Source organism: Terribium retamae (assembly GCF_022347545.1).
Taxonomy (GTDB): Bacteria; Pseudomonadota; Alphaproteobacteria; order Rhizobiales; family Rhizobiaceae; genus Mesorhizobium; species Mesorhizobium retamae.
In genome coordinates this window covers 86,412-99,185 of the sequence record NZ_JAKREW010000003.1, presented here as the reverse complement: position 1 = coordinate 99,185, position 12,774 = coordinate 86,412, and the positions used below count along the sequence as shown (strand labels likewise).

The 12,774-nt window shown below is 62.4% G+C and carries 15 protein-coding genes; 9 read left to right on the top strand and 6 right to left on the bottom strand.

Going from position 1 to position 12,774, the window contains the following annotated elements; genetic code table 11:
* Positions 1 to 132 precede the first annotated feature (132 nt).
* Positions 133 to 990 (bottom strand): LysR family transcriptional regulator, encoded by an 858-nt coding sequence (locus L4923_RS05420; protein ID WP_239362625.1) that lies wholly within the window; start codon positions 988 to 990, stop codon positions 133 to 135.
* A 144-nt stretch (positions 991 to 1,134) separates the two neighbouring features.
* On the opposite strand from L4923_RS05420, the gene L4923_RS05415 reads away from it, so the two are divergent.
* Positions 1,135 to 2,685 (top strand): MFS transporter, encoded by a 1,551-nt coding sequence (locus tag L4923_RS05415; RefSeq protein WP_239362623.1) that lies wholly within the window; start codon positions 1,135 to 1,137, stop codon positions 2,683 to 2,685.
* An 82-nt stretch (positions 2,686 to 2,767) separates the two neighbouring features.
* Positions 2,768 to 3,115 (top strand): hypothetical protein, encoded by a 348-nt coding sequence (locus L4923_RS05410; RefSeq protein ID WP_239362621.1) that lies wholly within the window; start codon positions 2,768 to 2,770, stop codon positions 3,113 to 3,115.
* A 51-nt stretch (positions 3,116 to 3,166) separates the two neighbouring features.
* On the opposite strand, the gene L4923_RS05405 is transcribed toward L4923_RS05410, so the two are convergent.
* Positions 3,167 to 5,017: an ABC transporter ATP-binding protein/permease gene (locus L4923_RS05405; protein ID WP_239362620.1), complete on the bottom strand. Its 1,851-nt coding sequence runs from the start codon at positions 5,015 to 5,017 to the stop codon at positions 3,167 to 3,169.
* Positions 5,014 to 5,799 carry a class I SAM-dependent methyltransferase gene (locus tag L4923_RS05400; RefSeq protein ID WP_239362619.1) on the bottom strand — a complete coding sequence of 262 codons (786 nt, stop codon included), beginning with the start codon at positions 5,797 to 5,799 and terminating at the stop codon, positions 5,014 to 5,016. Before L4923_RS05400 ends, L4923_RS05405 begins: the two co-directional genes overlap by 4 nt.
* A 148-nt stretch (positions 5,800 to 5,947) precedes the next feature.
* Here L4923_RS05400 and gloB point away from each other — a divergent pair, with 148 nt between their 5' ends.
* Together gloB and L4923_RS05390 are read left to right on the top strand one after the other, a co-directional pair.
* Positions 5,948 to 6,715: a hydroxyacylglutathione hydrolase gene (gene gloB / locus L4923_RS05395; protein ID WP_239362618.1), complete on the top strand. Its 768-nt coding sequence runs from the start codon at positions 5,948 to 5,950 to the stop codon at positions 6,713 to 6,715.
* Between the two features lies 1 nt (position 6,716).
* Positions 6,717 to 7,136 (top strand): cupin domain-containing protein, encoded by a 420-nt coding sequence (locus L4923_RS05390; protein ID WP_239362617.1) that lies wholly within the window; start codon positions 6,717 to 6,719, stop codon positions 7,134 to 7,136.
* Here the strand turns inward: L4923_RS05390 and L4923_RS05385 are convergent.
* Genes L4923_RS05385 through L4923_RS05375 form a run of 3 tightly spaced genes read right to left on the bottom strand, consistent with a single transcriptional unit; the run spans position 7,133 to position 9,509 of the window.
* Positions 7,133 to 7,807, bottom strand: coding sequence for a lysoplasmalogenase (locus tag L4923_RS05385; protein WP_239362616.1), 675 nt, complete (start codon positions 7,805 to 7,807; stop codon positions 7,133 to 7,135). The two genes, L4923_RS05390 and L4923_RS05385, sit on opposite strands and share 4 nt — an antisense overlap.
* Positions 7,804 to 8,694: an aromatic amino acid exporter YddG gene (gene yddG / locus L4923_RS05380; protein ID WP_239362615.1), complete on the bottom strand. Its 891-nt coding sequence runs from the start codon at positions 8,692 to 8,694 to the stop codon at positions 7,804 to 7,806. The genes L4923_RS05385 and yddG overlap by 4 nt, the downstream gene beginning before the upstream one ends.
* Positions 8,695 to 8,723: 29 nt before the next feature.
* Positions 8,724 to 9,509 carry a DUF3108 domain-containing protein gene (locus L4923_RS05375; protein ID WP_239362614.1) on the bottom strand — a complete coding sequence of 262 codons (786 nt, stop codon included), beginning with the start codon at positions 9,507 to 9,509 and terminating at the stop codon, positions 8,724 to 8,726.
* Between the two features lie 236 nt (positions 9,510 to 9,745).
* On the opposite strand from L4923_RS05375, the gene L4923_RS05370 reads away from it, so the two are divergent.
* The 5 genes from L4923_RS05370 to L4923_RS05350 all read left to right on the top strand — a co-directional run bounded on the left by L4923_RS05370 (position 9,746) and on the right by L4923_RS05350 (position 12,693).
* Positions 9,746 to 10,327 carry a biotin transporter BioY gene (locus L4923_RS05370; protein WP_239362613.1) on the top strand — a complete coding sequence of 194 codons (582 nt, stop codon included), beginning with the start codon at positions 9,746 to 9,748 and terminating at the stop codon, positions 10,325 to 10,327.
* Between the two features lie 21 nt (positions 10,328 to 10,348).
* Positions 10,349 to 10,774, top strand: a complete 426-nt coding sequence (locus tag L4923_RS05365) for a DUF1284 domain-containing protein (RefSeq protein ID WP_239362612.1) — start codon at positions 10,349 to 10,351, stop codon at positions 10,772 to 10,774.
* Positions 10,775 to 10,907: 133 nt separating this feature from the next.
* Positions 10,908 to 11,204, top strand: coding sequence for a 50S ribosomal protein L28 (gene rpmB, locus L4923_RS05360; RefSeq protein ID WP_129412814.1), 297 nt, complete (start codon positions 10,908 to 10,910; stop codon positions 11,202 to 11,204).
* A 134-nt stretch (positions 11,205 to 11,338) separates the two neighbouring features.
* Entirely contained in the window at positions 11,339 to 12,022 is a 684-nt protein-coding gene (locus L4923_RS05355) for a queuosine precursor transporter (RefSeq protein ID WP_239362611.1), read from the top strand.
* Positions 12,019 to 12,693 (top strand): spermidine synthase, encoded by a 675-nt coding sequence (locus tag L4923_RS05350; protein WP_239362610.1) that lies wholly within the window; start codon positions 12,019 to 12,021, stop codon positions 12,691 to 12,693. The genes L4923_RS05355 and L4923_RS05350 overlap by 4 nt, the downstream gene beginning before the upstream one ends.
* Positions 12,694 to 12,774 lie beyond the last annotated feature (81 nt).

Sequence of the window (12,774 nt, the reverse complement as noted above, 5' to 3'; positions counted from 1 at the left end):
TTTCCGTTTTTCACGGAAACGCGGAAACGCTTTAAGTTTTTGTTTTCGTCGCATTTTTGTGACGCCAAGTGATTCCACTTGGCTACAAAATGCTCTAGCGGCAGGTCGTGGACCGTGCCCGACAGGGCGCGTCTACGCTGCCGCGGCGCGATGTTCGCGGAAGGCGCAGGCGATGGTGCGCAGCGCGTCGCGCGAACGCTGGTCGGTCAGCGTCGAATGCAGCACAATTTCCGAGGATGGCAGTGGCGGCAGGTTGAACTTGCGGCTCACTTCAACCGTACCGACCGGCGCAAGCCGCTCCGAGAATACGGCCATGGCCAATCCTGCCGAGACGGCCGCCATCACGACCGAAGAGCCGCCACCCAGGAACACCTCGGTCCACGCGATGCCGGCGTCATCGAGCGCATGCGTGCCGATGTCGCGAACGCCGCATGCAGGCGACAAGGCGGCAAGCCGTATCGGCTCGTCCGGGCGGCAACGAAAATTGGGCGCTGCGAACCAGCCGAAATGCTCTGGCCCTAACACCTCCCCGTCGCGCCGATCGTCCTCGCGCCGCACGATCGCCGCGTCGAGTTCTCCACGGTCGAACGCATCGAGCAGATTGCGGGAATTGTCGACCTGCACCTCGATGGTCAGCGCCGGATCATGTTCGTTGAGACGCGCCAGCAGTGTCGTGACCTCCGGGCCGGCGACATGGGCTGCGATGCCCAGCGCAAAGCGGCGGGCGCAGGAGAAAAGCCCGGCAACGGCACGGTCATGTGCAGCGAGAAAGTCGCGCGCGGGCTGGATAAACACCGCCCCTTCCGCTGAAAGCCGCACGTGCCGCGGCGTGCGTTCGATCAGCCTGCGGCCGACCTTTTCCTCAAGGCGCTTGAGCTTCACGCTGATGGCTGCCTGCGTTGTGCCCAACGCGTCGGCGGCGCGGGTGAAGCTCTGAAGATCGGCAACCATGACAAAAGCCTGCACGGCTTCGACGTCTAGTGACAACATTGTCAGCATACCAATTTGTTATCTCTGAAATAGGTTTACATCGCATTTTCTTATGTTCAAGCTGCAACTATCTGAAACTCGGATTTCGCAACGCAATTGACGGCGCGGGCGTGGACATCGCCTCCGCCGACGCCGGAGGTTTTGATGCACACCGCCAGTAGAAACGGCCTCGTCCTGGCTGCCGTATGTTTGTCCGCGCTGATGTTCGGCCTGGAGATTTCAAGTGTGCCAGTGATCCTGCCGACGCTGGAACGCGTGCTGCAGGCTGATTTCAAAGCCATGCAGTGGATCATGAACGCCTACACCATCGCTTGCACCACCGTATTGATGGCGACCGGCACTTTCGCCGACCGCTTCGGCAGAAGACTGGTCTTTGCCATTACGGTCGCGGCTTTCGGTCTGACCTCGCTGATGTGCGGCCTTGCTCCCGACACTTCACTGCTCATTGCAGCGCGCTTCCTGCAAGGCATGGCCGGCGGCGCCATGTTCATCTGCTCCATTGCTATCCTTTCGCACCAGTTCCAGGACGGCAGGGAACGCGGCAGGGCTTTCGCCATCTGGGGTGTTATTGCCGGCATTGGCCTGGGTTTCGGTCCGGTCATCGGTGGCGGCATCGTCGCCCTGTCTACTTGGCAATGGGTATTTCTCATTCACGCGCCGCTGGCGGTTCTATGTCTGATCCTCACCTTTGCTGGCGTCACCGAATCCCGCGATCCGCAGGCCAAGAAGCTAGACGCGCTGGGCATCGTCACACTGAGCGCCGCCGTCTTCGGCCTTGCCTATTACATCACCCAGGCTCCCGATTTCGGCGGCTTCCTGAGCCCCGCGGCTCTCGGCATCGCTGCAGCGACGATCATCGGCTTCATCGCTTTCGTGCTGGTTGAACGCTATCACGCCCACCCGATGTTCGACTTCTCCGTCTTCAAGATCCGCGACTTTTCCGGCGCGATCGTCGGCTGCGTCGGCATGAACTTCAGCTACTGGCCGTTCATGATCTATCTGCCGATCTATTTTTCGGTCGGGTTGGGCTACGACAGCACCAGGACGGGTCTGGCGGTGCTTGCCTATACGGTGCCTTTCCTAGTGATGCCGCCCATCGCTCAGTACCTGTTGGCGCGTTTCAATGCACGTATCGTCATTCCGCTCGGCCTGTTCACCATCGGCCTCGGCTTCATTCTGATGTGGCTGGGTTCCGCTTCCGAAGCAGCGAGTGGCCTGACCGTGCTGCCCGGCGCTCTCATCGCCGGCATCGGCCTCGGCCTCACCACGACGCCCGCCACCAACATGACGACCGGTTCAGTGCCAGCGAGCCGCGCCGGCATGGCTTCGGGCATCGACACCAGCGCCCGCCTGATCGCGCTTGCCATCAACATCGCGGTGATGGGTTTTGTCCTTGTCGAAGGCATTCTGCATGGGCTGAAGAAGGCCCTGCCCAGCGCGTTCGATGGGGTCGACCTGCGCGCGGCCGCCGAAAAGATCGCTGCTGGCAACGCCACGGCTCTTCAGGCTCCTGGCCAGTCGGCTTTGCCCATACCGTCCGACATCGTGCATGCTGCGCTGGTCGAAGGCTTCGGCTGGGTGATGCTGTATGGCGGCCTCGGCGTATGGGTGCTGGCCGCGCTGTCCTACATCATTTTCGGCTCGGGCAAGACGCGCCCTCTGCCGATATCGCAAGCGCATAGCCACCCGCTCTAACTTCCCGCACTGTGGCGCGCCGGGCTGTTGTGTCGGCGCCCACTTTCAGCTACCTCGGTCACGGCTCGTCGCGGGGGAAATCATGATCAGGACCATTTCCGGGATTGCCATGGCATTGGCCTTGCTGGCGGTGGCAGGCTGCAGCACTGTCACCGAAGGCGAATACAAATCTGCTCAGGTAGTGCTGAAGGAAAGCGGGACCACGCGCAGGCAGATCACCGCCGACTGCATCGCAGACATGAAGCGGGAAAGCGCCGCCGACAAAGCCAATATGGCAGCTTTCCTCGGCGTTTCGGTCGCCAGACTGCCTGCCGCCTTTTGCAATCGCATCGTCGGCGCTATGGCCGATGGCCGTCTGAGCCATCGGGATATTTTTGGCGCCCAGCGCAACGGCAACTACGCCAAGTTGATCACTGTCCTGCGCGGCTGAACACCGGCGCAGCAGGCCTGCCGGTCGATTGCGGCCCGCTTTCTGGCGCGCTCACAGCACCTTTTCGGCCTCGAGATCGGCATCATGCTGTTTGGCGCCGTTTCCATTGCGTTTGCGCTGCCGAACGGCGGGTGGCGGCTCCAGCGCGCCGGCCCGTATCCGCGGCGGTTTCAGCGCCGGCAGGTCAGCGCATTTGATGATCTCGAGCGCCCGCGGAAAGAAGTTGTAGTTGTGCTGGCCACGGCCGATGTTGAGGAGCCCTGCCTTGGGCAGATGCTTGCCCAGCATGGCGAACACTCGTTTGGCAATCGTGCCGCTGAATGTATCCATCGCTTCGTCGATGATCACCCAGTCCGGCTTCTGCAGCGCGAGCCGCGCAAAGGCCACCAGCCGCTGTTCCTCCTCGTTGAGCTCCCTGTCCCAGCGAGCGTGACGACCCAGGGAAGATGCAAGGTGGTCAAGACCGATTTCGGCCAACACGCCCGTGACGCTGGCATCGTCGATCCCCGTCATACCGTCGATCAGCACCTCGCGCAGTGTTCCCGGCGCGAAATACGGGGTGCGTGGAATAAAGGCGAGATTGGCGCCTGCCGGCATGCCGATGCGGCCTGCCCCCCACGGCCATAGCCCCGCCACTGCGCGGAAGAACAGCGTCTTGCCTGCGCTCGGATCACCTGTGATCACTACATGCTCGCCGGGTTTGATCGTCACCGACTTTTCCGCCAGTTTCGAACAGCCGGATGTCGCACCGACGATCAAGTCCTCGAACACCATCGTGCCGTCCTTGGTTTCGAACAGCTCTATATGCTGTTCGCTACCGTGCAATTGGTCAGCCTCCTTCAGCGCCATGCGAAAGTCGGCGACACGCATCAGCGTGGCGCGCCAGTCGGCGATCGCACCGATATTGTTGACGAACCAGCGCAGCGAGGAGTGGACCTGGTTAAAGGCGCCGACAGCCATCATCAGCCCGCCGAAGGTGATGTCACCGGCAAAATAAACCGGCGCCGCGACCAGGATCGGCGCGACCACGGTGATCCAGCCATAGGTGTCGGTGACCCAGCCGAGATTGATCTGGGCACGGAAGATCCGCATGATCGAGGCGACCAGTGCGGCGAGATCGGCTGCAAGCCGCCGCTTCTCGCTCGCCTCGCCACGCGAGAGCGTGATGGCGTCGATGTTCTCATTCACGCGCACCATGGAAAAGCGCAGGTCCGCTTCGCGCGCATAGCGGTCGCTGTTGAGCCCGATCAGCGGCCGTCCGACCAGCCAGCTCAGCCAGGAAGCGATGCCGGCGTAGAGGAACGCCGCCCAGACCATGTAGCCGGGAATGGCTATGGTGTGGCCACCGATGTTGAAGACGAAACCCGAGGAGAGCGCCCACAAGACACCGACGAACGACACCAGCAGGATGAAGGATTGCACCAGGCCGACGCCGAGGTCGGTCGAAAGATCGGACAGGTGCCCGGCATCCTGCTGCATGCGCTGATCGGGATTGACACCGATGGCGCCTGCGTTGAGGAGGCGGAAGGCTCTATTCGGCTTCAGCCACTCCTCGATCAGGTCGGTTGTCAGCGCCTCGCGCAGCTTCAGCCGGAAACGCTGATTGAGCCATTGCTGACCAATGTTGAGTACGAGCAGGCCGCCGGCGATCATCGCGAATACGACCAACTGATCGAGAAAGGCAGCCAGATCCCTCCGCTGCAGCGAATCGTAGAAGGGTTGGTTCCAGCGGTTGAGCAGGATCTGGCCATAGGCCGTGGCCAGGATGACCGCGAGGATGCCGCCGCCGAAGCCCAGCAGGGCACGACGCCCCGGAGAGAACGTCAACCCCTGTCGCACCGTCGCCAGTTGATCCCGAAGGCTGCTCATTTCGGCCTGAACGGTGCCGGTAGTATCGCTCATCGCCGTTGTGCCCCCGGAACACCCAACCGGTTGGGTTCGTTCATCTGCCGACCGAGCCGCGTGGCGCCCTGCGGTGAAAACACCGGCACGAAGACACGACGCGACGCGCGCTGCGCCACCGGCACGCCCTGGTAGAGTCGTTTCTGCGCCGAGACTGCGATGACACCGGAAAAGATCGGCCACATCCGCCGCCCGGCGCTTTCGAACAATGACTGGAAGCGCATCATGAAACGACGCTGGGAGGGCGGGAAATAGAGCGCATCCGACCAGGCAGCCGGTGTGAAGTTCGCTTCCCGCAACAATTCGGCGATCTGGCCACGCGAATAGGGCCGACCGGTACCGAACGGCGTGTGTTCAAAACGTGCCCACATGCCTCGCCGGTTCGGCACGACGATAACGACGTGGCCGGCCGGCGCCAAGACACGCCAGATCTCGTTCAGTGTCTCGCGCGGATTTTCCGTATGCTCCAGCGAATGGATGAGCAGCATCCGATCAATGGACGAATCGACCAGTGGCAACTCCTCGTCGAATACCAGCGCCGTCGCCGACGGGCCTGCTGGCGGCCACATCACTGCCCCCTGAGTTGCCGGCATGAAGGCAAGCGTCCGTTCCGCGTCAGCGCCGAAGCGCTCCAGCCATGGCAATGCATAGCCAAGTCCGACCAGTCTCTCATTGGGCACCGAGGCCCAGACCGACGACAACGCCATGGTGATCGAGCGCTCGGCCAATTGTCCGAGCGGCGAGGCGTAGAAGGAGCGCAGATCGACAATATCCGAATGCATGGCTGGACCGTATCTGTGGGGAGGCTGGTGTCAACAAACTGCGGCGCTGTTGGCCTTATCTTCGGACAGGTAGGGTCGAGCCGGCATCTTTAAAGGGTGACAGGAACAGTTGATCACCCTATCTCTGCGGACGACAAGGAGACCGGCGATGGCGATCGAAATCGAACAGTTCATGTGCCGCCAGGACAATTTCGGCGTGCTTCTGCGCGAGCCGAAAAGCGGTTCGGTGGCGCTTGTCGACGCTCCGGAAGAAGCATCCATCCTAGCTGCGACCAAACGCACCGGCTGGACGCCAAAGACCATCCTGACCACCCATCACCATGCCGACCATGTTGAGGCCAACCTCCCGCTGAAGCAGCGCTTCGGTCTCGAAATCATTGGTCCGGAAGCGGAAAAAGCCAAGATTCCCGGCATCGATCGTACCGTAAAGGGCGGTGACAGCTTCAAGCTGGGTGAAGAAATGGTCGAGGTGATCTTCACGCCAGGCCATACGGCCGGCCACGTTTCCTACTACTTCCCGCAATCCGGAGTCGTCTTCACTGCTGACACGCTGTTCGCGCTAGGCTGTGGCCGCCTGTTCGAAGCACCCGCCGGTGTGATGTTTGAATCGCTGAAAAAGCTCGCCGCATTGCCGGCCGACACAAAAGTCTATTGTGGCCACGAATACACTTTGTCCAACGCGCGTTTCGCGCTGACTGTCGACCCGACCAATTCCGCACTGAAGGAGCGCGCCGCAAAAATCGAGAAGCTGCGCGCGGACGACAAGCCGACCTTGCCGACGACGATCGGCGAGGAATTGTCGACCAACCCGTTCCTGCGCTGGCACGACCCCGCGATCCGTCGTCATCTCGGCATGGAAAAAGCGGGCGATGCCGAGGTCTTTGCCGAGATCCGCAAGCGCAAGGACGTGTTCTGACATGACCCCGACGGAAATCATCGCGGCCCTCGATATGCAGCCCCACCCGGAAGGCGGCTGGTATGTCGAAACCTTTCGAGACGCACCGCAAGGCGGCCGCGGCTATTCGACGGCGATCTACTTCCTGCTCGAACGCGGCCAGGTTTCAACCTGGCATCGGGTCAAGGATGCTTCCGAAGTCTGGCACCACTATGCCGGCGCTCCATTGGAACTGTCGTTGCACCGGGAGGGCCACGGCGTGACACGGCATGTTCTGGGTGTGGATCTTATTGCCGATGAACGGCCGCAGATCGTGGTGCCGGCCGGCTGGTGGCAGACCGCAAAGAGCCTGGGCGATTGGACGTTGGTTGGCTGCACCGTGGCGCCGGGTTTCAATTTTGCAGTGTTCGAGATGGCCGAGCCCGACTGGAAGCCCTCTTAGGCCACGAGCAGGAAGCCCAGCGTAATCGCCGCTTGCGCCAGATAGTACAGCGCCCACACCGCATATCGCATCCAGAGCCGATGCCGTTCGACCGCCTCGGCCAGGAATTTCTCGATCGCCAGCAGCGCGTCCGAAGCCATGAACAGCACTGCACCCGCGATCACAAGCGCGCTATTGGTGGTCAGCGCGGTTACGCCCATGGCGAAGATGGCAGCGACATAGACAGCCACCGGCGCTTTCAGCTCAGACCCGATCCGATGCCACAACAAACGCAACGTGGCGAGTGCGAAAACGGCCATGATCACGGCTGCCACGATATGCCAGGGCGTTTCGGTCAATGACGCCAGCCCACCACCCGCAGCGGCGAACAACACACCATAGGCGACGTGCGCGGTAAGGAAACTGCCGAGCCCACCGAGGAACGCCTTGTCGCCGTCCTGCGACAAGAAGGCATCGCCGAGCGCACTGAGCCCCAGGGCCGCGACAAGCAGCACCGGCCCGCCTTGCAGCCAGGCGAGCATTGCGAGCAGCGCGACAGCCAGCGTCTTGGCCGCCGAGCGTTTCAATGACGGTGGCCTGTCGATGGCGAAGGCATAGAGCACCGCCGCGACGAAAGAAAAAACCAGCGTGCCGTTCGGCGTGGCTTCGATGCCGCCGGGAAACGGCATCATGCGCCTGCTCCGTTCTCGATCGCTTGGCGCCTGCCGAAAAGCAGTGACTTCGCCGCCAGCACGGCACCGCCGGTGATAAGCACGCAGGCTGCAAGGATGCGAAGGCTGGGTTCGGCGAAGCCGGCGGCGATCAGCACCAGCGTCGACAGAAGCGGAGCGGCATAGCTCGCGGCGCCCAGCACCTGGATGTTGCCGCGCTTCACACCGATGTCCCAGGCGTAGAAGGCAGCCCCCACCGGCATCAGGCCGAGGCCGAGCACGGCCAGCCATTGGCCGGCATTTTCCGGCCACACGGTCTGCTCGAGCAGCAGGTGGCAGACCAGGGACAACACCGCGGTCGCCAGGCAGAACCAGGTCACGATGGTGGTCGGAACCGATGGAAAGCGCCGCGACAGCAGCGAATAGGATGACCACAATACCGCGCAGACCGCAGCCATGGCATAGCCGAAACCGTAGCGTGGATCGAAGGCCAACTCACCCCCTTTGGTGACGATCAGGAAGGTGCCGGCAAGACCGAGCAGCGCCCCCGCAATATGGTTCCAGGCCAGCTTTTCTCCCGGCATCAGCGCCGAGCCCAGCACGATCAGCAGCGGCCAAAGATAAGCGATCAGGCTCGCCTCGACTGCGGGCGCGTTACGCAGTGCCGTGAAGTAGAAGAAATGATAACCGAACAGGCCGGCAATGCCGATCACCCACACGATCGACGGGACCGGCTCGCGCTCGGCGGCTGGCATGAAGAGCCTCGCGATAAGGCCTACACAGGTGCCGATAGCGAAAGTGATCGCCGAAAGCTGGAACGGCGGCATCGTTCCGGAGGCGTCCGTGAGCAGCGCCAGCAGCGCCCACATCGCCACGGCCGAGAAGCCAATCAGTGTCGCGCGCGCCATGTCCCCTCCGGTGGCGCGTCTTCACGCGCCTAGCTTTTCGCCTCGAACCGTCGCGCCTTGATGGTGATCGTACCGATCTCCGTGCCGACAGTTGCGTAGATCGGCGCATATATCCCGGTTTGGCCAAGCGGCGCAAACGTCACCATGATCTTCGAACGGTCGCGCAGGAACTTCAACGCCTTGCGGCGTTGGGCATAGCCGGACACCGGTTGGAAGGTCATGCGGCAGCTCACGGTTGGGCCCTGATAACCCTTGACCGCGATCTTGCTTTTGCTACCCGGCGCCAGCACCAGATTGGCGCGCATCTCGCCGTCATACATCTTCACGGTGCGACCGCAGACCTCATCCAGGCTGCCGGCGCGTATGACCGTCGCACCGATCGGATCAGCCACCCCTTTCAAATCCCCTGCGTCGAGGGGCAGCCAATCGTCGCCGCGTGGCTTTGGCGGCGGCAAGACCTTGGACGAAGATACCGTGCCTCCGGAAAAGCGGATATCCACCATCGAGACCTTCTTGCCCGACGTATAGTCCGCGCGAAAGGTCTGCGGCTGGATGCCGGCCCGCGAAAAGCGACCGCTCGCCGTCAGCGTACCGGTCGTATCATCGAAGATCCGTGCCAAGCCGGCTGCCGAAGCGCGGCCGTCGATCGTGTATTTGTCGCCCTCATAGCGGCTGTCGAAGCTCGACCTGGCAACGGTGATTCCGAGAAAGGAGACTGTGTACTCGCCGTGAAAGGCCTCTGCCGCGGAGGCGGCGTGCGTAGGCATGACGGTGCCGGCAAGCAGCGCAGCAAGGACAAGCATGGGGCGCGGCATCGAAACGTCGTTCCTTTCACAGTCTGCTGATGGCAAGCATCAGCTCTGGATGTCCCTGTCGGTCTCTCAAACCGCCAAATCCGGCAAATCTATGGGAAGCCGACCGGCATCTGCATTATGCAGGCCTCGGTCACAACGCCGCAAATGCTGTTGCGTTGCACCATCAGCCTGTGAAATATGCATCCTGCAAAAACGCCGCAGAGCCGGCGAACCAAAATTTGACCCGGAGAGGCCCGATGAACGCTCCCGCTGCAGCTTCCACCACTTTTGTTCCCTTGCGCCTAGCTGGCCGTTCGCTGACCGTCCAGGCGGTCGCGGTCTTTCTGGGCACGCTGTTCCTCGCCGCCTCGTCCTGGATCGAAGTGCCGATGTTCCCCGTGCCGATGACCATGCAGACCTTTGCCGTCACGCTGGTCGGCGCGCTTTTCGGCTGGCGTCTGGGTCTCGTCACCGTTCTGGCCTGGCTGGGTGAAGCCGCCATCGGCTTCCCGGTCCTGGCTGGCGGCGCCGGCGGCCTTGCCTATTTCGCCGGCCCGACCGCCGGTTATCTTGCAGCCTTCCCGATCGCAGCGGCCTTCGTCGGCTGGCTGGCCGAGCGCGGCTGGACCGCCGAGGGCCGTCTGGTACGCAGCGTTGTCGCCATGCTGGCCGGCAATGCCTTCATCCTGGTTTTCGGCACACTGGTGCTGGCCGGCATGATCGGCGCAGAGAAAGCCTATACGTTCGGTTTCGCGCCGTTCGTGCTCGGCGGCATCCTGAAAGCCGTGCTGGCCACTGCGACCCTTGAAGCGGTGCGCCGCGGCAAGATCTCGCTCTGATACCCTTCTTGCGGAGCCGACGTGACCGTCCGTATCCGCGCCCATCACCTGCTGTGCATGCTGACCTATGTTGGCAAGGGTTACAGCGAAGCCTTCACGAAGGGCTATGACGAGGTGGTGCAACGGCTGAACCGCGGCGAGGATATACTCCTCGTCGCCGGTCCCGACGACATCTGCCAACCACTGCTTGGCGATACCGACCCTCATTGTTTCTGGAATACCGTGACCGAACGCGATCGGCTTGCCGCCGATGCGGTTGCAATCCTGGCGGACCGCCCGATCCGCGAGGGCGCGCGCTTTTCCCTTGATGCGTCGGTGATCGAACGCATGCGCGTAGCCTTCCACGCCGGATCAACGCGTCAAGCCTGTCACGGCTGCGAGTGGTTCGATCTGTGCAGCACCATCGCCGGTTCCGGCTTCAAGGAAGTGCGGCTTACCTGTTCCTAAGCCGAACAACGCTTGACGCCTCGGCGAAATGCCACTATGGAACGCCAACTTTTTCCATGAGGCCGCCGACAGCATTGCGCGCCATACGGCGCGGCTCGAAGGTTTGGCTCGGTATGAACTGAAGGTAGCAAAAATGTCCCGCGCTTGCGAACTCACCGGCAAAGCCGTCCAGACCGGCAACAATGTGAGCCACGCCAACAACAAGACCCGGCGTCGCTTCCTGCCGAACCTGGTCAATGTCACGCTGATCTCGGAAGCGCTGAACCAGAACGTGCGCCTGCGTATTTCGGCCAACGCGCTGCGTTCGGTCGAGCATCGCGGCGGCCTCGACGCCTTCCTGGCCAAGGCCGACGAGAAGGAGCTGTCGCAGCGCGCTCGTCTGCTGAAGAAGCAGATCGCCAAGAAGAACGCCGGACAGGCCGCTGCCTGATTGCTTTCAGGCGGGGGACGACCGCCTGAGCGTCGGATCGGCTAGCCTGGCTTGAACCATCCGATGCTCGAATGAAGGATGCGCCGCCCGTCCCGGCCAGGTGCTCCACTGGTTCCATTACCCAGGATAAAAAAATGCGTTTCTTTTCGCAGTATTTGCCCTTCGTGGTCGCCATGGCGCTTGTCGTCGTGGCTTCGAATATCCTTGTTCAGTTCCCCATGCAGGGACAGGTCGGCGCACTGTCGCTGGCCGATATCCTGACCTGGGGCGCGTTCACCTATCCCTTCGCCTTCCTTGTCACCGATCTTGCCAACCGCCGCTACGGACCCGCTGTGGCGCGCCGAATCGTCTTCGTCGGCTTCATGGCAGCCGTCATCTGCTCCATCGTCGCGCCGCCGCTGCTGTTCCGCGCCGGTCTGATCGAATTCGACACGGCTGCCGCTCGCCTGGTGCGCATCGCCTGCGCCTCCGGTGCGGCTTTCCTCACCGCCCAGCTCCTGGATGTCACCGTGTTCAACTGGCTGCGCCGCCAAACCTGGTGGCGTGCACCGATCTTCGGCACACTGGTCGGCTCGGTGTTCGACACGCTGATCTTCTTCTCGATCGCTTTTTCCGCGGCCTTCGCCTTCATCGGTCCTGACGATGCTTTCGCATTGGAGAATGCTCCCTTGCTCGGTGTGTTTCCGATGGAAACCATGCGCTGGCTGTCCTGGGCGCTGGGCGACCTGTCGGTGAAGCTGCTCATCGCCGTCGTCGCACTGATCCCTTACCGGTTGATCGCTGCGCGCTGGAGCCAGCCGGCGACGGTTCAGCCTTGATTCCCTGGGAGCAGCTCGACACTGCCAGGACGCCTGACGGCAAGCAGGAGCTGCGACTGAAACGGCGCGGCAGCGAATTCTCGATCATGCTCGGTTCCAACGAGCTGATGAACAGCCGTCTCAGCGGCTCGGAAGAAGCACTCGCCCGCCTCTCGCTGGAGAAACTCGGCAAGCGTGACCGCATTCATGTGCTGATCGGCGGCCTCGGCATGGGTTTCACCCTGCGCGCGGCGCTCGCCGAACTTGGCAACGATGCAAAGGTCACCGTTGCCGAACTTGTGCCGGCTGTGACCGACTGGGCACGCGGGCCGATGGCCGGAATCTTCAACGGTTGTCTCGATGATCCGCGCGTCACCGTCAAACAAGGCGATGTCGCCCGCTTGATCGATGCAGCCCGCCAAGAGTTCGATGCCGTCCTGCTCGACGTCGACAACGGGCCCGAAGGGTTGACCCAGGATAGCAACGACACGCTCTACAGCTTCGCCGGCCTCAAGGCCGCTCGCGATGCGTTGAAGCCTGCGGGCGTGCTGGCGGTCTGGTCTTCCGGACCGGGTCGCGGCTTCACCCGCCGGCTGCAGCAGAGCGGCTTTGCTGCCGAGGCTGTCACAGTGCGCGCCCACGGCAAGCGCGGCGCCAAGCACACCATTTGGCTGGCCGTCAAACCGCGCTAGACGCCCTTGTGCAAGACGCTCTGGCTCATCCGATTTGGCCGGAAGAGCCAAACACCAACCACAGTTCCGATGCGAATCGCA